The organism is Pseudanabaena sp. UWO310, from assembly GCF_006861605.1.
Taxonomy (GTDB): domain Bacteria; phylum Cyanobacteriota; class Cyanobacteriia; order Pseudanabaenales; family Pseudanabaenaceae; genus Pseudanabaena.
Map to the genome: position 1 here is coordinate 30768 of NZ_SELU01000028.1, position 17214 is coordinate 47981.

Below are 17214 nucleotides of genomic sequence, written 5' to 3' on the forward strand. Positions count from 1 at the left end.
CCGCTTTTCTGGGTTGATATTGGTTAAGAAATGCTTAACACTGGTACGATCTAGTGGTGGGCTTTTCTCTTCTACCCAACCTAAATGTATTGCGTATAACTGCTATGTTGCCAGACTATTCTGACCACTCTGTTTTTGTTGATGAGATGCCTAAAGACCTTGTAAATCCTAGAGATCTTGATGCTGATGATCTAGAGGCTGATAGTGATGATGATATTGAAACTGACAAGCCCCAAGAGGCTTGCGGCGTTTTTGGAGTACTAGCATCGCAGGGGGATGTTGCTAAGCTCGTATACTTTGGACTATATGCATTGCAACATCGTGGTCAAGAGTCCGCAGGTATCACTGTATATGACGCGCTTGGCAATACCCATACCCATAAAGCAATGGGGCTTGTTGCTCAGATTTTTAATGAATCAATCTTGTCAGAGCTGAAAGGATCTTTGGCAATTGGTCATAATCGCTATTCGACTACTGGCTCCAGTAAGGTCTGCAATGCTCAGCCAATTATTGTGAATACTCGATTGGGAGATTTTGCATTAGCACACAATGGCAACTTGGTAAATGCTACTGAGTTGCGTGGCGAGCTATCGGCACAAGGGCATGATCTTGCATCCACTACGGACTCGGAAGGAATTGCTTTTGCGGTTTCTGAAGCAGTCGCAGATGGTAAGACTTGGCAAGCAGCGATCGAAACCGCATTACATCGTTGTCACGGTGCATTTAGTTTGGTGATGGCTATGCCTAATGCGATCGCAGGTGCTCGCGATGCCTATGGGATTCGCCCCCTCGTGATTGGCAAGACGGCTGAGGGTTCCTATGTGTTATCTTCAGAGACCTGTGGGCTAGATATTATTGGTGCGGAGTATGTGCGTGAGGTTCTTCCGGGAGAATTAGTCATCATCACGATGGAAAATGGGATCCAATCTCTACAATGGGAAGAATCAACCCCAAAACTCTGTGTTTTTGAAATGATTTATTTTGCACGACCCGATAGCGTTATGCATGATGAAAGTCTCTACACTTACAGAATGAGAATTGGCGCTCAACTGGCTAAAGAGAATTTAGTTGATGCAGATATTGTCATTGGTGTACCTGATTCTGGTATTCCTGCGGCGATCGGCTTTTCCCGTGAGTCAGGGATTCCTTACGCAGAAGGTTTGATTAAAAATCGATATGTAGGACGTACGTTTATTCAACCAACTCAGGCGATGCGCGAATCTGGCATCAGAATGAAGCTGAACACCCTGAAGGATGTTTTGAAGGATAAACGGGTAATTGTGATCGATGATTCGATCGTAAGAGGAACGACGAGTCGTAAAATAGTAAGAGCATTACGTGAGGCTGGGGCGACTGAAGTACATATGCGTATTTCTTCTCCTCCTGTCACTCACCCTTGCTTTTATGGTATTGATACGGACTCGCAAGACCATTTGATCGCTTCGCACAACTCTGTTGAGGCGATCGCCAAACAGATTGAGGTAGATACGCTTGCGTATCTCAGTCATGATGCAATGTTAAAAGCGACACAAATTGATACCACGCATTTTTGCACGGCTTGTTTTACAGGAAAATATCCCATTGCAGTTCCTGATAAGCTCAAGCGCACCAAACTTATGCTAGAAAATACGGCAACATGACCAAGATCCTCTTTCATCTCGCATTTCCAGTCAAAGATATTCCAAGCACTAAAGCTTTTTATATTGATGGGTTGGGTTGTCTGGCAGGACGCGAGTCAAGTGACTCGCTGATCATGAGTTTGTACGGTCACCAGCTGGTTGCCCATGTTACTCATGAGAACCTTGAGTCTCAGCGTGGTATTTATCCGCGCCATTTCGGATTAGTGTTTTATTCGGAAAATAATTGGATGGCTTTGTTAGAAAAAGTCCATGATAAGCGTCTGAAGTTTTATCAGAAACCAAAAGTTCGCTTTGTGGATACTCCTTTAGAGCATCGAACTTTTTTCTTGGCGGATAATTCTGGCAATATCCTAGAATTCAAGCATTACAAGTTTGAAACGGCAATTTTTGGTGAGACTGATTTTCATGAGGTTGGCGATGCCAACTTTGCGCAACAGGTTCCTGTTGTTACGCATTAAAAAGTTAAAGTTAGTACTTTGCACTAACTTTTAAAATTTCCCACAAAAAAGAGATGGCGCTAGCGCCATCTCTTTTTGTTTGCTGATTGATTCCTTCCTTTAATTTTTTACGAAGCATTCGGAATTGTTTTTGTTTTTGACGCTGACGAGCGGAGCCGCCTTTGCCTTTATCATTTCTACCTTCTTTGCGCGGGGATTCCCATCGCTTTAATCGTTGATTCATAGGAGATTAACCTCAGGTGGGCTGGATAAATTTTATAGTCTGTTTTTATAGTCTATTTTTAGAGTCTGTAAATTAGCCAGTTAACTACATTATCAATATACTTTAAGTTGTCTCAGGATTTCTATCGCTCTGAAGAATGAGAGAGGAATGGAATCGGAAAAGTCCTCTCTGTTACTTAGACTAATTTCTGTTTGATTTCCTCAGGATTTCTAAAGCCGATCGCGATCGCTTTGCCATCTTTCACAAACAAAGGGCGCTTCAACAACATCGAATCTTTGGCATAGGCTTCAATCCATTGAATATGCGACCAAGTTTCTTTTTCAGCACCAAGCGATCGATAGGATTGCCCTGAGGTATTTCGCATCGATCTTTCACCTAAGGCATTTACCCATTCAGCGATCGTCGCCCGCGTGGGAGGATAGTCTTTGGTATTGATAAATACATAGGCAATACCTTGACCTTCTAACCAAGCGATCGCTTTTTTGCATGTACCACAATTAGGAATACCATAAACTTGAATCGACATAGATTTACTCAAATTATGACTAGTTACTTCGCTATTGTAGCGATATCACAAAAACAAGGGAGGAGTGCAAAGCACTCCTCCCTTGTTAAACTGAAATGGGGGTGAAGGGACTTGAACCCTTACGACCTTACGGTCAACGGATTTTAAGTCCGTAGCGTCTACCATTCCGCCACACCCCCGAAAGGCTTTGTTATTATAACGTGGAATGGGTAGATTTGCGATCTAATTTTTTAAAATTATGTTGATACTTGAAGGAAACACTCTCAAAGGCAATCCCTGACTATGTTTCTATGGTTATACCAGTTTCCAAAATGGCAACACCATTTTGGAAATTGGTATAACTTAAATGGGTTTGTTTTTTAATTCACTGAAGCGAGCCAATACTTCAGTGAATTGGTATTACTTGTTTGTTTCAGTCTAGATTTCTTCGTCGTCCCATTTATCTTGGGTATATCCAAGTTCAGTAGCAGCGGCTTTTTCTTCACTACTGAGGTCTTCCCATAGTTTTTCAGCCGATTCAGGAATATCGTCCTCTCCTTCCCAACTAGATTGCGTCCAACCCAAGATGCCCCAAAGTTTTTGATCTTCACTAGAAAGGTCATCCCACTCAGGAAAATCTACTTCTTCCTCCCAATTTTCTTCGTTCCAACCTAATTGAGTCCAGAGATTTTGCTCAGCACTAGTCAAGTCTGACCAGCTTAACTCACTCCAAAATTCATTAGGATCGCCTGTTACTTCACGGATAGTAGTCATAGAAAATTTGCCCTCACTTTAGAGTTCATATAGATTTCATCATAGGTTTTACCAGCTACGCAAAGCAACAGTAAAAATTTAACCTTTCAATGTTGGAAAAAAGGTGCAACCTATGTTTCGCGATCGAATTTAAGCTTACTAATTTACTTAAAATCACTTAGCTTACGATAATGGTTATATCTAGACACCTACAACGCATTCTGCTTATGGAAATGGGCAAATTCGTAAGATTAAGAGTCTCAGATTAAGTCCTATAATGAGATTGATTATCTCGTTATAGGACTTATCTTTTATGACATCTTTTAACCCGTCAACTGATCTACCTACAGGCGATCGTGCTTGCACCACAATCGAGCAGCTAAACGCATGGACAGCGTTGATTTTATTGGCAAATAACCCTACAAAGAAATTTGTCCGCACCGCTGGATCCCCATCGGAGAATAGAGCGCAGTTTAATAGTGGCGTAGACGCGGATAATACGCAGCGCATGCAAACTCTATGCGTATTTGAAGAAGACTTATCTTTGCTTGGCTCTTCGCTGCCCGATTGGAAAAAAGTTAAAGAAATGGATTCGGCTCCAATCCCCGCCTCGCTGAAGTAGGAAGGAATTGCAGACTAGGAAGTGAAAAGGGATGGGAATAGGTTTTGAATCAGGCATCAGCCAAAGCGTAGGCTCATCCGTAGGCGGATTGCAGGGGGGGGCGCGATTCCTCACGCCACCATCAGGGATTCCAATTCCACCAGAGCCGCTCCCCCCAGTCCCCGCTGGTATCGCAGCTGGGGCTTTAAGTCTGCTAGCTCCCGTCGCGGCGTTTTTTGGCGCTTTCTTTCTGTTTCCGGGAGCCGCTGGAGATCCAAATGAATCAAAAGCGGTACAAAATTTCAATACTGGTGTAAAGACGGTACAAACAGAATTACCGAATACACTTCCTTTTACAGGCGGTCAACTGCCAGTACAGTATAGATTCCACGTCAGATACGGCTCTCGACTTGCGTATGACGATTTCCGTAGGTACATACAAGGTCCGATCGGCGCTCCTCATTTTGGCTATAACGATGGCATCGCTGACAATTGGGTTATATCTACAGGCCAGGGTAACATAACCTACCGTGGCGGCGATCTCCCTCAAATCTACGGTGTAGAGAGAGAGGATGGTCTATCGGACACAAACCCTACGGTATCGACATTACAGCCTAGCGGATATACGGGGACTAATGGTCTAACCCCAGAAGAGAAGGCTAAAAAAATATTGCCAGCTAAGATAGCCTCTACCCTTGGAGCGTCGGGGGTGAAATCTTTTGGGGCTGTGGGTGGGGGTAGCCCTAGCCTTAGTGGGGGGCGCAGCTACACTCCTAGCGATTTATTACCACCAGCGACCCCCCAATCGCCGCCTTTGACTTCGCCGCCACAGTCGCCCGTACAGACCCCGCCAAGTACACCACCACTCCAAAAGCCTACCCCGCCATTAGAAAAGCCAAAGGCTCCCTTAGATCCATTGAAGCCTTACGAGCCAAATCCTAGCGACGTGACGGGGCAATTGGCTTCTATTGGCTTAATGCTAGGTGCGGTAAACATTAAGGTTACTGACATTAAAAATAATACGACCCCAGAAAATCAGCAAGCCAATGCAAAAACAGGTGCTTGTAATGCTCTGAATTCTCCGAGCTGTACTAAGCAAATGGAAGACAATATCAAGAATCCATTAAATCAAAATATTGATGCTGCAAGAAATACGCTAGCAGCTAATCAGTTTGGTCAGGATCTAGCATTTAAGGGATTGTTTGATAACTTTGCTAAGCTGTTCTCTTTCTTGGATAACCAATATGTCGATAGGGCGATGGGAGTAGTTAACACTGCTCTAAATATCCATAATGCTTTAATGCTGTCGGCTGATTTAGGAAGAACTGCGGCGGGACTTGTGGATGCTGCGATTCAATTCACTCCATTTAGATTTGTCGCGTCAAATGGAAGTGCGACCACAGCATCAAGGGTGTTCAGTCAGAATATTGAGGCGTTCTTTATTAACATTATTGGAGTAGAAAACTATACGAATCTGAGTAATACTTGGGCGGTTTCAAATAGAATAATCAGGTCGAGCACCAACCTTCTAAATAGGGTAGAGAATGTAGTTAATAAGAATGGGAAAGTAAGCCAACAAACTGGAATACAGGTTGGGAATCTCGCTAATGCGATGCTCGTTAATGGATTGATTTCCAAGAATAGCTACCCAAAAGTTGCCGCGACGAAAGCGGCAAATGATCCGATTGATAGTGAGACTGCTGACGAATTGACTAGCACTGTTGGCAGTGTTCAGAGTTCCATCAAAAACCTGACTAACGTCACGAAGGAAGTTCTCACCGTCGCTCGAAATGTTCAGAAAATCAATACTGAATTTGGGAAGCTTGCGCAACTTGCGAATGCTGACAGTACGGTGAGAAAGAATCTATATACTCAGATTTCTACTAAGACTAGGAAGCGCTCCATTTATACAATTGTAGATGTTCAACAACTAAAAATAGATGCCAGAAAACGACCTAACTCTAATCCCTTCCGATGAGGCGATTGACCTACAATCGCCTATTGATAATATTGATGCTGATGATGTGGCGATCATCAATGCTCAGGCTGTAATTGAGAAGTCTACGCTCACTTGGCAACAGGTATTTGTGAAGCTTCACAATTTTGAAGTGAATGCTTATTTTGAAAAACAAAATGATGATAGTTTGCCGCTGGAATCTCAGAAAGATTATTTTACTCAAGCAGTACTGATGAGCGAGGATGATGGAGGTTTTGCCATCCTTGGAAAGGATAGACTTTTCACTCGAATCAAAGGACTTGACTTGAGCGCATTGAATGAAGTCTACTTACTCCCGCCGTCGGAAGTTGCGAACATCAACTTGAGAGATAAGCCTAAGCTGAAATTGTATTTTGTTGAGACTAACTATCTGACGGATTCGGGGCGAGAGATAGCAGACGGACAGATAGCAGGGATAAGGCTCGTAGAATTCACTTCTGAAACAATCAAGAGAGCCGATGGCGTAGCATTGGGGGAGAAAATCAGGGATACTTTTAGCGGTTTTATATGGCAAAAAGGCAAAGGGAATCTCTCGTATTCAGACCCAGAAAAAGGCTACAACATTCAGATCCTTTACGACACCAGAGAGGGCGGGCTTGAGGTGCTGACTAAGGTTTTGTCTCTCCGCGATCATGAAGTAGAGAGTAAGCGGATAACCTTTAACGACAATGAAGCACCCACAGAGGCTTTTCCAGATACTCAGCAGACAGTTCAAAGACTGGAAAAATCCGTAAAAACGAGGGTACGTCGCCCAGTCTGTACGGTAAAGCTCCGCGCGGCGTTTTTGTACATAGACTCACTGATAAAACCTGAAGTGTTATACGACAATTCGGGCTATTACCCTAACCCATATGTGACCGATGGGTCTTGATAGAAAATTTCTGGAACCCTATAGGGTTCGCTGGGAAAATTACGATTTTTAATGTGCTAGATATGGTTTATAGAGTTTCTAGGAATTAGAACGCATGGGAAGAGTTAAATCGGTTGCTCTACTTACTAAACAGTTGGAGTTCGCGACAGCAAGGCAAACTTATTATTCAACACCTCGGCCGGGGAAAACCACGGTAGATCCGAATCCTAAGGATACGGTTGTTTACGAGTGCTCTACCTATAAGGTTGGGGCGGCAAGCGTAAAGCTTAAACTGCAAGCGTCCAAATCTTCGATCGATAAGTTCGGTGGGCTTGATGCATTAGGATTGGTCGCGACTGATCCTACGGCAGTACTAGCGCCTAAGGGGTTTCGTCCCGCAAAAATCAAGGGCACGGTAGGGGCTGATACCCCCACCGTAAGAACATCGCCTGTATCTGGGCGGCGCGTAGTGAAATATTCTGCCGAAGCGTCGGGGGATGCGAAGGCTAACTTTACCGCGCCGATCGGCGGAAGCACCGACGTGACACAACGCACTCTATTCCAATCCATCGTTGAGGCTGTAGCCGCAGACTTCAACGCTGGTGAAGGAGGCTATGGTCGCCTTTGGTTCACTCCTGAATATCTGCCTACCTCTGGTTAATTATGGAATCTCCCCTCATATTGCCTTTTGAGTATTTTTCTGGGATGTCCCAGTCGGATATTGATGCTGAAATTGCGGCTATGTTCGCGCGATCGACCGCCCTCGACAAGGCAATGCGAGGGGAGATTCCTATAGATGATTATCTGGATTTGGTTGAGTTTCAGGGCTACGACATGGATTATCTGGTAGAGCAATGCGGTGAGACCGAATTTTGTCGATGATACTAACTGGCAACTGATTTATGACAACCTGACACGGGCTGTCTATACCAGTCGCAATCCTGACGTTTATATCCCCATACCGCCAATATCTTTAAGCTTTTCTTTGCCCTACCGTTTTTTGCGCGTTGCGGCGAATAACCAAAATGCTAAGGCTACTTGGCGATACGGTGGATATATTGATTTCCTGACTGACGAGATAAGCGGTGCTGAGGTGCTAAGGAGATCGCTTGCCTGTAACAAGGCGGTAATCATTGCAGTCCCTGATTATCTAGAGAGATACAGAATTACAGTCGCCCCTCCGTATTGGTTTGACGAGATTTCTTTGCAGGTTGATGGTTATGTGGGGTCACTCTAATGAATATCGGCGCATCTGAACTTATCGCAATTATTGCTTTGCTTGGTAGTGCTTTCGCTTGGATAAACAAAGTCCATGATGGCTTTGATAAAAGGTTGGACAAAATTGCCAATGATATGAATGGCTTAGGCTCTCGCGTTTCGATTCTTGAGGGTGGTACGTGCGAGTTGTTAGCTGAGCAAATTAATCAATTAAAATCCAATTTCTACGATATAGAAAACACGGTAAATAATCTAAGAGGTGATTGATATGGTTGCTAAAGAAGTTTCTCAGTTGGTTTTGGGTATTTTGCCCGTGGTCTATTCGGTGCTCTTTGGACATGAGCGTGATTTGGTTAAGGTTGCTGATTTGTTGCAAGGTATCGCCGATCAGCTTAGAATTCAAGCTTCGGAGCCTCAACCACTGCCTTAATAATTTCTCAGCACAGCCACACAATTAATAAGGCGATCGCTAATTTAGCGATCGCCTTTCTTATAATGGTGATGCAGGTAGCACAGTGGGCATGATGCTGGTGTGGTGATATCAATATGGATGGGATGCTACCGTGAGGGGCATTTCTGGAGCCATGGTCAAACTACCATTCCTAGAGACTCCAACCTAATAGGAAATTCGTGGGTTCGAGTCCCACCCTGCAAATAAAGGCGATCGCTAATTTAGCGATCGCCTTTATTGTTTGGTATGGTTTATTTGTATTACGGTGTAGGGCATTGGTAAGCCCTCCTGACTCACTCAGGAAATTACAGGTTCGATTCCTGTCACTGCAACCACAATAAAAGCGATCGCTAATTTAGCGATCGCCTTTATTGTTTGGTTTGTTAAGCCTGTTTACGATTCAGCATCTCTATCATTAGCCTGATACTTTCGGCTTGGGTCTGAGCAACGATGGCTTGTTGTCTGGTAATTTCTTTGATTTCTACCAGTTCGCTATGAAGAGTTTCGCGCTGCTCTCTGGCTTCTTCGCCGATGCTGTGGATTTCGGCTTTGATGTTGGGCAATTCTAGGTAGAGTGCTTGGATGAGTTGCTGAATGTCTCTACTCAGTGCATCCATGCGATCGTTATTGTTTTCAATATACCGATCCACCTTGTCAGCAAATCGGTCTAATCGTTCATCTGTCCATCTTTCGGTCATCGGTTTAAGCCTTTATTGTTTGGTGTCGTCATCGATGAGGGTAGCAAATCTAAATTCGTCTATCTCGTTCCAAGTCTGCGATCGCTTTATCACACGCCCATGTTGGTGATTTTTCGGGATTGCTTTTAATGTTTGCCTCTACCAGCCGTCGGGCTGTGGCTTCATCCCCGTTCAGCATTCTTATTAGTGTCCTGAATGAGTTGACGGATATTTCTCTTTTATTAGGTGTTGGCTTAGATTCAGATGCCTTTCTTAGTCCTTGGAGAGCCATCCGTTGAGCAAGTTTGCGATCGTAATCTGCCTGACGGGCGCGAAGCGCCTCTGCTCTAATTTGTTCCTGCGATTTGCGTTTGGGATATTTTTTCTGAATATCTTCAAGGGTTGGCGGGCTAATGGGATTGCTTTTTTTCGCTTTTCCTTGGCTGTACTTGATACACCACCACAATCCCACTAAGAAGATCGCCAATGATATTGCAATCTCCATCTTTTCTAACCTGCACTCTCCGCGATCGCAACTAACCTGTCGCTCACAAGCCTATAGATCTGTGTTAAATCATGAACTTTCATGGTTTGAATTTTGTTTTTTATCTGGGCGATTTCGCTAACTTGGCTAACCTCTGTCTTACCAATTAGCATATTCTGCAATTCTTGGATTGAATATCCAGAATACGCAGCAATAGCAGTCAGGTTTTCAAGGTCAGGGATAGATTTGCATTCTTGCCATCCACTCACGGCAGATGAGGTCACACCGATTTTTCTAGCAAACGCCCTACGGCTTCCAAGCTCATTTACTAGCCGATTTATCAAGTCCGCAAATAGCTGTCTCCCTTCTATACTCACAGCTTCAATCCTAAATACATAGTGACAAGTCTACATTACACTATGTCACGTTGGGGATATGTTGACATTTAGACATGACACCTATAAAGTGATTTGTGTACATAACACTGTCACTTATGCAAACCACTGATAAAGTCCGTACTGGGATATACCTGTCGCCAAAGGTTGACGAAGCCTTGAGATTTTTTGCTGTGCGACACCGCAAATCTAATAGCGATATCGTTGAGGCGGCGCTCTTGCATTGCCTAGAAAACCGTCATTTCATCGACAAGTTCACCAAAAAAAAAGAAGAAGCGATTCCCTACTAGGCATAGGGCGATCGCTTCTTCTTTTTTTATTGCAAACCAATCACCACTAGGAGCAATGACCATGCAAACGACCGAACGGATCCAGCCCGAAATCGGCAAGTACTATCCTACCGCGATTATCTGGGTATCGCGAGGCAGATACACCTATACCACCAGCGACCTAAAAGCATCAGGACATTTCACCGAACCCAACGAGCGCAAATTTCGCAGGCAGCTAGCCCTAGAAATCTTTTCACTCAACAGGCGCGGCTATTTTGTAAGCATCCAAAACACCACAATCGAGGGCTAAAACCATGAATCCAACGCCATTCTACAAATACGGCTTGAATCTAGACATCAAGACAGAACAAGCGATCGACGCGCTTCCCCTGCATGAACTCTCTTTCCTGCTAGACCGTGCAGGCAGCGATCTATGCAGCAAGCATTACATGGACGACGAGGATGCACCGCTAATCACTAGCACGCCATTGGATATTGACGAGCTTTCGGACATGGAGAAGATCGGGTTGATTCGTGGATTATGCGATCGGCTTGAAATCAAGTTGATGGAGGTCGCGAAGTGATGACGATGCCGACAGGTTATTACGGTTTAGAGCTATCAGAGTCAGCGCAATTGCTTATTCATAGCCTCACCTATGACCAAATCTTGGATCTGATATACGACCTTGCAACCCATCTCTCGACAATTGGCAAAGGCGAAAGATTCTATGCAATGAGCATGACCTTGATTAAGTGGTTTGAAGATGAGGTGGAAGACTTGCCCAGACCGAAAAAAATCGCCTTTCTTCAATGGGCTGCGGAACGACTCGCAGAGCTATACACCGAGCCAATCAATGAAACATTTGACGGACTATTTGACCTGAAATTGGAGACAACCAATGACCTCACATTTTGAATTTCACTACGCCAAATACAAGGAAGCAGGCGAGATGCTTGCGACGGCAGACCTGACAGTGCAGGATTTCCAGCGCTGGGATGACATCAAAGAGGCAAGCGCCACAGCGATCGCCCTAGAAGCAGGAATCATTACCGAGATTCCCGCCGACGGCAAGCTCTCAAGCACTGACTATCAGCGAACCTTGATGATTATCCGCAGGTACGAAATCGCACAAAGCGAGGTAGCAGCATGAGCAAGTACGAACACTACCCGCAAGCGATCGAGGGATTTGTCGATTTTGCCCACAGCATGTTTGAAGTCTTAGATGCCTTGCTTGCCAACTTGATTGGAGACGAGGCGAGATGGTCGAACAATATAGGTACCGACCCCATCCCTAAAAGGTTCCTCAAGAATGACCTTAATGACCAGACGTTCATCAAACTCTGGCAACTAAGAGCGGAAGCAAGCTCACTCCTACTAATCGAAGGCGACCATCAGGTCAAGAAATGGGCGGAAACCGTTGCCGAGGTCAACGAAACCTGCAAACAGCAACGCCAAATCATTAACCAGCAACGAGAAACCATCAACCAAGCAAGACAAGAGATCGCCCGACTAGACAAGGTGATTGCAGAGCGCAAAACCGATGTAATCAACAGGTTTGAGGCAATCAATATCTTGATCTCTTCTTCAATTCGTGACGGCAATATCGGACTCGCCCACTGGAAACGGGATGAACGGCTACATCATCTGAAAGATGCCGTGCTTAACCAAATCAAAGACCTGCGAGCACTTTAGCACTCCTATAACGACGACTTCTAACCAACAAGCCAGCGATCGCAACTTTACCCAGTGAAGTAGCGATCGCACCTTACAAACCCACATAACACCTATGACAGAGACAGAGACTGCATTAGCTCTTATAAAGGCTAAAGAAGAATACGAACAAATCGATCTACTTCATCAGGAAGCTGAACAAAAACTCGATAAGGCGAGGACGGCTGCCGCCTCTCTTTTGCATTCCAAGAGATCCATGTTTCTCGTGGTCACCCTTGAAGGGGAAACTTACCTGCTGCTCACAGACGATGAATTTCAAGATCGATTCACAGATATCACCCGAATCGAAGTAATACAAATCCAGTAACCAATCACGCGATCGCAACTTTACCCAGTGAAGTAGCGATCGCCTTACCTAATTTTCAAAACTATGGAAACGCACAAAAAAGCTTTATCTATCAGACAGCCTTGGGCGTGGCTGATCGCAAATGGCTACAAAGACATTGAAAACCGATCATGGTCAACCAGTTTCAGGGGAGAGTTTTTCATCCATGCATCCAAAGGGATGACTGGTAAAGAATATCAGCAATGCTTGGACTTCTTGGACTTACTGAGGAGAGATGCAACCGTAGCCTTACCAATTATTCATCTGCCCGATAAAAAGAGCCTCAATTTTGGCGGCATCGTTGGGGCTGCAACCTTGACAGCTTGCGTAACCCAGTCTGATTCGCCTTGGTTTACTGGCGGTTTTGGGTTTGTACTAGAAAACCCAAGAGTACTGCCATTCATACCATGTCGAGGTGAGTTGCAATTCTTTTATCCAAGCTACTAACCAACGCGATCGCAACTTTACCCAGTGAAGTAGCGATCGCCATTTTTTTTGTGAGAAATATATGTTTAACATTCAAGACCACTTAACATTCCAGCGCAATCGCGCCCAATGTCCAAACTGCATGATCGACGGCAAAGACGGGCTTAATCTTGCATTGATGAAAAGCGGTGCATACAAATGCCATCGTGGCTGCACAACCGACCAAATCAGAGAAGCCCTTGGACAACCCAAGAGCGAAACAAGTGATCGCATCGTACCCATGGCATTAGCCAAACCAATCAAAACCGTAACCCATACCCAAGAACAGATTGACCAATATCGCCACGACCTAATCAACAAGAGTAAGCACGCCATCAACTACCTCAAGCAGAGAGGCTTTACCGCAGAAATAGCAAAGCGACATCAACTAGGAGTAGCAGAGAAAAGGGTCCGCAATGGCAAGGTCTATGAAAAGCATTGGTGCATCACCATTCCCTATCAAATCTCTGAAGGGGTGTATATGTGCAAATACCGCGTTGCACCGTGGCTAGTAGATCGCCCCGAAAAATTACAAAAGTGGAGTCAGGACACGAACCTCCAAAGCCGTTTTCATTTCACCAAGAAAGATGGGAACGAGAAATTATTACTAGTTGCAGGTGACTGGGATGCCATGCTCTTGGCAGACATTGCCATCACTGAAAACCAACCGTTCGATATCTGCACTAACACCACTGGCGAGGGCAATATCCCTGAGGACTTGTCACCCATTGAGTCCTACAAAGAAATTTATATTTTCTATGACCTAGACAAAGCAGGTCGTGAAGGCTCTCAAAAAATGGCGCAAGCCATAGGCGATCGCGCCAAAATCTGCACTGTTCCACATAAGGAAAACCCCAAGGAAGGCTACGATTCAAGCGACGCAATAGCCGACGGATTCAAGTTTTCAGGCTTCATTGAGGCTACCAAAACACCTGTAACACCTGCTAAACCGAAAAACGAGATACGCGATCGCCTAATTAGTACCCAAGAACTACTAGACCGTGCGCCCGACTTTGTCGAGTTCCTGGTCCACGACCTGATCACCAGCAACGAATTACAAATTATTGCCGCGCCGCCACGAGCTGGCAAATCACTATTAAGCCTTGGTCTGGTTGAAGCGGTCGCCAGCGGCAAAGAATTTCTAGGCAGACCAACACAGCAAGGCGATGTGATTTACGTCAACTGTGAAGATGGTGATTCAAAACTTAAAGAGCGGGTATTAGCCCAAGGATGGGATGCAAATATCCCAGTGCATTGGCTCACCGAATTCAATCTTAGCGAGTGGGATAAATTGCTACAGGTATGCGAAGAAATCAAACCAAAATTGCTAGTGATCGACACCTTAACCAGCGTTCGATCCGATGACACCGATGAAAATTCCAGCAAAGTCGCCAACTTGCTCAAGCCATTAAAACAAGCTGCCAAGCAGCTCAATATGGCAGTAATTCTGGTACATCACACCAAGAAACTCAATGTACAAAACCTCACCGAGGTTGATGTATTCGACACCATGCGCGGATCGGGTGTAATTCGCTCAGAATCACGGGGTGCAATCGTCTTAGCCGAAGTAGCCAACAATGAAACCCGTCGCAACGAGTGGAGACTCATTGCCGAAAATGGCAGCTACGGCAAACAGGACTTATTAGTTGTCCTCGATGCCAATACTTTAAGCTGGAAATGTTTGTCAAACTGGACACCAAACTGCTCTGAAAGCCAAGAAGCGCAAGTGTTAGCGTTCATGGACAAAGTTGGAGCTGCATCAATTCAACAAGTCACCGAAAATACGTCAATACCTGCTAAATCTGCCTATACCGTTGTAACCCGTCTCGTACAGCGTGGAATGCTTATCAAACAAGGCTCTCGACAAAATGCTGTCTATATACGCGCAATTCAACAGATTCAACAGTTGAATTGTTTGTTGAATTCACGAAATTCTGACACCACAAGCGATACAGCCTCCAATTCAACAAAAACAAAAAATATTTTTTCTACAGATACAGAGGTACAAAATTCTGTTGCTGTCGCACCCGAAAAAAGCTCTATGCCTCAATCTGTTGGATCGGAAGACCAAACGCATACACAGCAAGCGATTCCGAATTCAACAAGCAATTCAACAGAATTCAACAAGCCCCCTGTTGTTGAATTCAACAAGCCAAAATTTGACCTTGGCGATCGCGTAACTTTGGCGGATGGATCGACGGCAATAATTCTTGATATCGATCCATCTACTAAGCTTGGGGTTTTGTACAGAATACAGTTGCCGTACGATACGACGTGGATCAACCAAGACGAAATTATCCTCCTTGAATCCAAGGCGATCGGCGTGGGGGATACGGTAGCGATCGCTAATTTGGCAGAATTCCAGAAAAAATACCCCCGAATCAAGAACGTACCAAACCGATTTACTGTCGATGCTTTAGGCGGCGCAAATCAGGCAAAAATCACCGCAAACAGTAAAACATATCAAGTACCAGTTGGATTAATTTTTAAAGTCGAGGTGGCAAATGTCTGAGCTTACGAAAATTGCCGCGATTTTGTTCAAAAATCTCTCTGATGCCTTGCTAGCAACGGCTTCAGAAATCAGTAAGCTTGATTGGCGCGAAGCGCCGCCCGAAACATTATCGCAAGCTGACGAAAAACCCGCCTTACAGCCGTCTCAGACTGCCCAGCTCGTCACCCATTACCAATACGATCCGAAGCAAAAAGTCCTAGTGCAATTTGAAGGATCTACCACCCCGACAAAATGCAGAATCCTCAAACGTGTTGATAGGTATACCTATCTGGTTTATGGTCAGCGATCGCCAAGAAGTACGGCTATAGAAATAAATGCAGACCAGATACTGGGACTAGACCCAGATCGGTGATGGTTACGAAATTCGCGACACCCTAGATTTCGTAAGCCTAGAACGAATTGAGCTTACGATAATGGTTATTTACGCAAGCTTATCAATTTAGTAAGCTTCAGTGGATATTGGCAATAATCAAAGCCTTATACCAAGTTAAGAAATGGCTCCGCCATTTCTTAACTCACAAAGGTGCTGTCACACTTTCATGAATTGGTATAAAACCCAAAGCCTATAGCGCACGCTGTGTGTGCGCTATAGGCTTTGGATCTGTAAAAAGCCAAAGAAAAGAATGGGACAGCACAAAACGCTGTCCCATTCTTTTCTTTGGCTATGGTTGGTCGAGGCTTGCTTGTCCTGGAACAAGTCGATCGATGATACTTTGGGTTGGTATGGGAGTTTTAAAGCTGCGTAACAAGATTCCTGTTTTAGAAATTTCTTTCCATTCTTTGAGATCTAAACGATGAACTACAGGTGGGGTAGGAGAATTGGGCTTCACGATAATTTCTTCCCCCGTTAGTAAAACAATCTCTTGAGACTGATTGGGTAACTTAACTACTACTGTTCCTTCCCAAGAAAAAAATCTCACACCTTGATTGATGTCTTTCGGTATTTCCACATAGGCAGTCGTCCCTCGAATCGCAGCAGTTCCAAATGTTGTAGTGATTTCTGTTGGCACTTTTAAGCCTGGTTTGACCCAAGTAATCATTTTCCCTGATGTTAGATAGAGACGATTTTGGGGTTGAATTTGCAAAACTGCATCACCACCAATCCGAAATCCTACCCCATTATTAAATTCGACTTGAGTTTTACCTCTACCGTGGGTACGTATTTTGTCATCTACGTACAGTTCCATATCCCGCTTGGCATTAACTTCATCGGGCTGATTGCTATGGCTGGAAAGTACAAATACAGGTTTTTCTTCGATCAATGCTATCTTGGCGATCGCTTTTTCTGACTTGATGGGCTTCGGAGTCGCACTCATTGCAGTAGGTGGAGTCGAAACGGGTTGAGGTTCACAGCCGATGAGAGCGATCGCTAAAAAAGCTACTAACAAAGAAGTTTTCATCGCAAATTTAACATGAAGCGTGGACTTAAACGAGCCTACATCTTGCCACGATCATCACTAGCAATCAAGTGTATTTTATGCTGAGAATTTTCAGTTTTGCCAGTGCCATTGCAAAAGGAACAAGTTTCCTCTCGCTGAATTTCCCCAGAACAGTCGCGCATTTCGGTATAGCCTTTACCTTCACAGTGATGACAGGGTTGAGCTATTTGAATAGAAGATAAAGAGCGATCGTACACTGGCTTTTCTGGCATATCTATAGC

The 17214-nt window shown here is 44.6% G+C and carries 29 protein-coding genes and 1 tRNA gene; 21 read left to right on the forward strand and 9 right to left on the reverse strand.

Annotated elements, in window-relative coordinates; translation table 11 throughout:
- Window positions 1–104: 104 nt before the first annotated feature.
- Together purF and PseudUWO310_RS11105 are read left to right on the forward strand one after the other, a co-directional pair.
- The gene (gene purF, locus PseudUWO310_RS11100) at window positions 105–1640 is read left to right on the forward strand and encodes an amidophosphoribosyltransferase (RefSeq protein ID WP_142601146.1); all 1536 of its coding nucleotides are present in this window, start codon (window positions 105–107) and stop codon (window positions 1638–1640) included.
- Window positions 1637–2098 carry a VOC family protein gene (locus PseudUWO310_RS11105; protein ID WP_009627075.1) on the forward strand — a complete coding sequence of 154 codons (462 nt, stop codon included), beginning with the start codon at window positions 1637–1639 and terminating at the stop codon, window positions 2096–2098. Before purF ends, PseudUWO310_RS11105 begins: the two co-directional genes overlap by 4 nt.
- Window positions 2099–2108: 10 nt before the next feature.
- Here the strand turns inward: PseudUWO310_RS11105 and PseudUWO310_RS11110 are convergent, their stop codons facing one another.
- The 4 genes from PseudUWO310_RS11110 to PseudUWO310_RS11125 all read right to left on the reverse strand — a co-directional run bounded on the left by PseudUWO310_RS11110 (window position 2109) and on the right by PseudUWO310_RS11125 (window position 3600).
- Window positions 2109–2321 (reverse strand): hypothetical protein, encoded by a 213-nt coding sequence (locus PseudUWO310_RS11110; RefSeq protein WP_142601148.1) that lies wholly within the window; start codon window positions 2319–2321, stop codon window positions 2109–2111.
- A gap of 175 nt (window positions 2322–2496) precedes the next feature.
- Window positions 2497–2847 (reverse strand): Spx/MgsR family RNA polymerase-binding regulatory protein, encoded by a 351-nt coding sequence (locus PseudUWO310_RS11115; protein WP_142601151.1) that lies wholly within the window; start codon window positions 2845–2847, stop codon window positions 2497–2499.
- 96 nt (window positions 2848–2943) lie between these two features.
- Window positions 2944–3026 (reverse strand) — tRNA-Leu (locus PseudUWO310_RS11120).
- A gap of 238 nt (window positions 3027–3264) precedes the next feature.
- Window positions 3265–3600 carry a hypothetical protein gene (locus tag PseudUWO310_RS11125; RefSeq protein ID WP_142601153.1) on the reverse strand — a complete coding sequence of 112 codons (336 nt, stop codon included), beginning with the start codon at window positions 3598–3600 and terminating at the stop codon, window positions 3265–3267.
- Window positions 3601–3892: 292 nt separating this feature from the next.
- Here PseudUWO310_RS11125 and PseudUWO310_RS11130 point away from each other — a divergent pair, with 292 nt between their 5' ends.
- From PseudUWO310_RS11130 to PseudUWO310_RS22900, 9 genes are all read left to right on the forward strand, one after another.
- Window positions 3893–4201 (forward strand): hypothetical protein, encoded by a 309-nt coding sequence (locus PseudUWO310_RS11130; protein ID WP_142601156.1) that lies wholly within the window; start codon window positions 3893–3895, stop codon window positions 4199–4201.
- Window positions 4202–4232: 31 nt separating this feature from the next.
- Entirely contained in the window at window positions 4233–6158 is a 1926-nt protein-coding gene (locus PseudUWO310_RS11135; protein WP_142601158.1) for a hypothetical protein, read from the forward strand.
- Entirely contained in the window at window positions 6121–7047 is a 927-nt protein-coding gene (locus tag PseudUWO310_RS11140; RefSeq protein ID WP_142601160.1) for a hypothetical protein, read from the forward strand. The genes PseudUWO310_RS11135 and PseudUWO310_RS11140 overlap by 38 nt, the downstream gene beginning before the upstream one ends.
- Window positions 7048–7141: 94 nt before the next feature.
- A complete protein-coding gene (locus PseudUWO310_RS11145) occupies window positions 7142–7687 on the forward strand; it encodes a hypothetical protein (RefSeq protein ID WP_142601163.1) in 546 nt (181 codons plus the stop codon).
- A gap of 2 nt (window positions 7688–7689) precedes the next feature.
- On the forward strand, window positions 7690–7908 hold the full coding sequence (locus tag PseudUWO310_RS11150; protein ID WP_142601165.1) for a hypothetical protein: 219 nt from the start codon (window positions 7690–7692) through the stop codon (window positions 7906–7908).
- A complete protein-coding gene (locus PseudUWO310_RS11155; RefSeq protein ID WP_142601167.1) occupies window positions 7886–8263 on the forward strand; it encodes a hypothetical protein in 378 nt (125 codons plus the stop codon). Before PseudUWO310_RS11150 ends, PseudUWO310_RS11155 begins: the two co-directional genes overlap by 23 nt.
- Window positions 8263–8511, forward strand: coding sequence for a hypothetical protein (locus PseudUWO310_RS11160; protein WP_055077663.1), 249 nt, complete (start codon window positions 8263–8265; stop codon window positions 8509–8511). Before PseudUWO310_RS11155 ends, PseudUWO310_RS11160 begins: the two co-directional genes overlap by 1 nt.
- Before the next feature lies 1 nt (window position 8512).
- Entirely contained in the window at window positions 8513–8674 is a 162-nt protein-coding gene (locus tag PseudUWO310_RS22895; RefSeq protein ID WP_190315986.1) for a hypothetical protein, read from the forward strand.
- A gap of 200 nt (window positions 8675–8874) precedes the next feature.
- Window positions 8875–9036 (forward strand): hypothetical protein, encoded by a 162-nt coding sequence (locus tag PseudUWO310_RS22900; RefSeq protein ID WP_190315987.1) that lies wholly within the window; start codon window positions 8875–8877, stop codon window positions 9034–9036.
- Window positions 9037–9078: 42 nt separating this feature from the next.
- Here the strand turns inward: PseudUWO310_RS22900 and PseudUWO310_RS11170 are convergent, their stop codons facing one another.
- Genes PseudUWO310_RS11170 through PseudUWO310_RS11180 form a run of 3 tightly spaced genes read right to left on the reverse strand, consistent with a single transcriptional unit; the run spans window position 9079 to window position 10233 of the window.
- The gene (locus tag PseudUWO310_RS11170; RefSeq protein ID WP_142601170.1) at window positions 9079–9393 is read right to left on the reverse strand and encodes a hypothetical protein; all 315 of its coding nucleotides are present in this window, start codon (window positions 9391–9393) and stop codon (window positions 9079–9081) included.
- A 49-nt stretch (window positions 9394–9442) separates the two neighbouring features.
- Window positions 9443–9877 carry a hypothetical protein gene (locus PseudUWO310_RS11175; protein ID WP_142601172.1) on the reverse strand — a complete coding sequence of 145 codons (435 nt, stop codon included), beginning with the start codon at window positions 9875–9877 and terminating at the stop codon, window positions 9443–9445.
- Window positions 9878–9882: 5 nt separating this feature from the next.
- Window positions 9883–10233, reverse strand: a complete 351-nt coding sequence (locus PseudUWO310_RS11180) for a helix-turn-helix domain-containing protein (protein WP_223805624.1) — start codon at window positions 10231–10233, stop codon at window positions 9883–9885.
- Window positions 10234–10349: 116 nt separating this feature from the next.
- Between PseudUWO310_RS11180 and PseudUWO310_RS11185 the strand changes: the two genes are divergently transcribed.
- From PseudUWO310_RS11185 to PseudUWO310_RS11230, 10 genes are all read left to right on the forward strand, one after another.
- A complete protein-coding gene (locus PseudUWO310_RS11185; protein ID WP_142601178.1) occupies window positions 10350–10541 on the forward strand; it encodes a hypothetical protein in 192 nt (63 codons plus the stop codon).
- A 61-nt stretch (window positions 10542–10602) separates the two neighbouring features.
- Entirely contained in the window at window positions 10603–10830 is a 228-nt protein-coding gene (locus PseudUWO310_RS11190; protein ID WP_142601181.1) for a hypothetical protein, read from the forward strand.
- 4 nt (window positions 10831–10834) lie between these two features.
- The gene (locus PseudUWO310_RS11195) at window positions 10835–11104 is read left to right on the forward strand and encodes a hypothetical protein (protein WP_142601183.1); all 270 of its coding nucleotides are present in this window, start codon (window positions 10835–10837) and stop codon (window positions 11102–11104) included.
- Complete coding sequence (locus PseudUWO310_RS11200) at window positions 11104–11436, forward strand: hypothetical protein (protein ID WP_142601186.1); 333 nt, start codon at window positions 11104–11106, stop codon at window positions 11434–11436. Before PseudUWO310_RS11195 ends, PseudUWO310_RS11200 begins: the two co-directional genes overlap by 1 nt.
- Before the next feature lie 34 nt (window positions 11437–11470).
- Complete coding sequence (locus PseudUWO310_RS11205; protein ID WP_142601188.1) at window positions 11471–11671, forward strand: hypothetical protein; 201 nt, start codon at window positions 11471–11473, stop codon at window positions 11669–11671.
- The gene (locus tag PseudUWO310_RS11210; RefSeq protein WP_142601190.1) at window positions 11668–12213 is read left to right on the forward strand and encodes a hypothetical protein; all 546 of its coding nucleotides are present in this window, start codon (window positions 11668–11670) and stop codon (window positions 12211–12213) included. Before PseudUWO310_RS11205 ends, PseudUWO310_RS11210 begins: the two co-directional genes overlap by 4 nt.
- Window positions 12214–12307: 94 nt before the next feature.
- On the forward strand, window positions 12308–12559 hold the full coding sequence (locus PseudUWO310_RS11215) for a hypothetical protein (protein WP_142601192.1): 252 nt from the start codon (window positions 12308–12310) through the stop codon (window positions 12557–12559).
- Window positions 12560–12622: 63 nt separating this feature from the next.
- Entirely contained in the window at window positions 12623–13024 is a 402-nt protein-coding gene (locus tag PseudUWO310_RS11220) for an ASCH domain-containing protein (RefSeq protein ID WP_142601194.1), read from the forward strand.
- 61 nt (window positions 13025–13085) lie between these two features.
- Window positions 13086–15554 carry an AAA family ATPase gene (locus tag PseudUWO310_RS11225; protein WP_142601197.1) on the forward strand — a complete coding sequence of 823 codons (2469 nt, stop codon included), beginning with the start codon at window positions 13086–13088 and terminating at the stop codon, window positions 15552–15554.
- The gene (locus tag PseudUWO310_RS11230; protein ID WP_142601200.1) at window positions 15547–15906 is read left to right on the forward strand and encodes a hypothetical protein; all 360 of its coding nucleotides are present in this window, start codon (window positions 15547–15549) and stop codon (window positions 15904–15906) included. The genes PseudUWO310_RS11225 and PseudUWO310_RS11230 overlap by 8 nt, the downstream gene beginning before the upstream one ends.
- Window positions 15907–16216: 310 nt before the next feature.
- Here PseudUWO310_RS11230 and PseudUWO310_RS11235 read toward each other — a convergent pair whose 3' ends face one another.
- Both PseudUWO310_RS11235 and PseudUWO310_RS11240 read right to left on the reverse strand, forming a co-directional pair.
- Window positions 16217–16954 (reverse strand): FecR domain-containing protein, encoded by a 738-nt coding sequence (locus tag PseudUWO310_RS11235; protein WP_142601203.1) that lies wholly within the window; start codon window positions 16952–16954, stop codon window positions 16217–16219.
- A gap of 35 nt (window positions 16955–16989) precedes the next feature.
- Complete coding sequence (locus tag PseudUWO310_RS11240; RefSeq protein ID WP_142601205.1) at window positions 16990–17205, reverse strand: hypothetical protein; 216 nt, start codon at window positions 17203–17205, stop codon at window positions 16990–16992.
- Between the last annotated feature and the right edge of the window lie 9 nt (window positions 17206–17214).

Excerpts from the sequence above, each read along its gene's own strand:
- PseudUWO310_RS11110 (WP_142601148.1), bottom strand. The coding sequence starts at position 2,321 with ATGAATCAACGATTAAAGCGATGGGAATCCCCGCGCAAAGAAGGTAGA.
- PseudUWO310_RS11175 (WP_142601172.1), bottom strand. The coding sequence starts at position 9,877 with ATGGAGATTGCAATATCATTGGCGATCTTCTTAGTGGGATTGTGGTGG.
- purF (WP_142601146.1), top strand. The coding sequence starts at position 105 with ATGTTGCCAGACTATTCTGACCACTCTGTTTTTGTTGATGAGATGCCT.
- PseudUWO310_RS11145 (WP_142601163.1), top strand. The coding sequence starts at position 7,142 with ATGGGAAGAGTTAAATCGGTTGCTCTACTTACTAAACAGTTGGAGTTC.
- PseudUWO310_RS11130 (WP_142601156.1), top strand. The coding sequence starts at position 3,893 with ATGACATCTTTTAACCCGTCAACTGATCTACCTACAGGCGATCGTGCT.
- PseudUWO310_RS11170 (WP_142601170.1), bottom strand. The coding sequence starts at position 9,393 with ATGACCGAAAGATGGACAGATGAACGATTAGACCGATTTGCTGACAAG.
- PseudUWO310_RS11105 (WP_009627075.1), top strand. The coding sequence starts at position 1,637 with ATGACCAAGATCCTCTTTCATCTCGCATTTCCAGTCAAAGATATTCCA.
- PseudUWO310_RS22895 (WP_190315986.1), top strand. The coding sequence starts at position 8,513 with ATGGTTGCTAAAGAAGTTTCTCAGTTGGTTTTGGGTATTTTGCCCGTG.
- PseudUWO310_RS11215 (WP_142601192.1), top strand. The coding sequence starts at position 12,308 with ATGACAGAGACAGAGACTGCATTAGCTCTTATAAAGGCTAAAGAAGAA.
- PseudUWO310_RS11230 (WP_142601200.1), top strand. The coding sequence starts at position 15,547 with ATGTCTGAGCTTACGAAAATTGCCGCGATTTTGTTCAAAAATCTCTCT.
- PseudUWO310_RS11115 (WP_142601151.1), bottom strand. The coding sequence starts at position 2,847 with ATGTCGATTCAAGTTTATGGTATTCCTAATTGTGGTACATGCAAAAAA.
- PseudUWO310_RS11185 (WP_142601178.1), top strand. The coding sequence starts at position 10,350 with ATGCAAACCACTGATAAAGTCCGTACTGGGATATACCTGTCGCCAAAG.
- PseudUWO310_RS11220 (WP_142601194.1), top strand. The coding sequence starts at position 12,623 with ATGGAAACGCACAAAAAAGCTTTATCTATCAGACAGCCTTGGGCGTGG.
- PseudUWO310_RS11210 (WP_142601190.1), top strand. The coding sequence starts at position 11,668 with ATGAGCAAGTACGAACACTACCCGCAAGCGATCGAGGGATTTGTCGAT.
- PseudUWO310_RS11150 (WP_142601165.1), top strand. The coding sequence starts at position 7,690 with ATGGAATCTCCCCTCATATTGCCTTTTGAGTATTTTTCTGGGATGTCC.
- PseudUWO310_RS11205 (WP_142601188.1), top strand. The coding sequence starts at position 11,471 with ATGCTTGCGACGGCAGACCTGACAGTGCAGGATTTCCAGCGCTGGGAT.
- PseudUWO310_RS11190 (WP_142601181.1), top strand. The coding sequence starts at position 10,603 with ATGCAAACGACCGAACGGATCCAGCCCGAAATCGGCAAGTACTATCCT.
- PseudUWO310_RS11160 (WP_055077663.1), top strand. The coding sequence starts at position 8,263 with ATGAATATCGGCGCATCTGAACTTATCGCAATTATTGCTTTGCTTGGT.
- PseudUWO310_RS11135 (WP_142601158.1), top strand. The coding sequence starts at position 4,233 with ATGGGAATAGGTTTTGAATCAGGCATCAGCCAAAGCGTAGGCTCATCC.
- PseudUWO310_RS11235 (WP_142601203.1), bottom strand. The coding sequence starts at position 16,954 with ATGAAAACTTCTTTGTTAGTAGCTTTTTTAGCGATCGCTCTCATCGGC.
- PseudUWO310_RS11240 (WP_142601205.1), bottom strand. The coding sequence starts at position 17,205 with ATGCCAGAAAAGCCAGTGTACGATCGCTCTTTATCTTCTATTCAAATA.
- PseudUWO310_RS11125 (WP_142601153.1), bottom strand. The coding sequence starts at position 3,600 with ATGACTACTATCCGTGAAGTAACAGGCGATCCTAATGAATTTTGGAGT.
- PseudUWO310_RS11225 (WP_142601197.1), top strand. The coding sequence starts at position 13,086 with ATGTTTAACATTCAAGACCACTTAACATTCCAGCGCAATCGCGCCCAA.
- PseudUWO310_RS11195 (WP_142601183.1), top strand. The coding sequence starts at position 10,835 with ATGAATCCAACGCCATTCTACAAATACGGCTTGAATCTAGACATCAAG.
- PseudUWO310_RS11200 (WP_142601186.1), top strand. The coding sequence starts at position 11,104 with ATGACGATGCCGACAGGTTATTACGGTTTAGAGCTATCAGAGTCAGCG.
- PseudUWO310_RS11140 (WP_142601160.1), top strand. The coding sequence starts at position 6,121 with ATGCCAGAAAACGACCTAACTCTAATCCCTTCCGATGAGGCGATTGAC.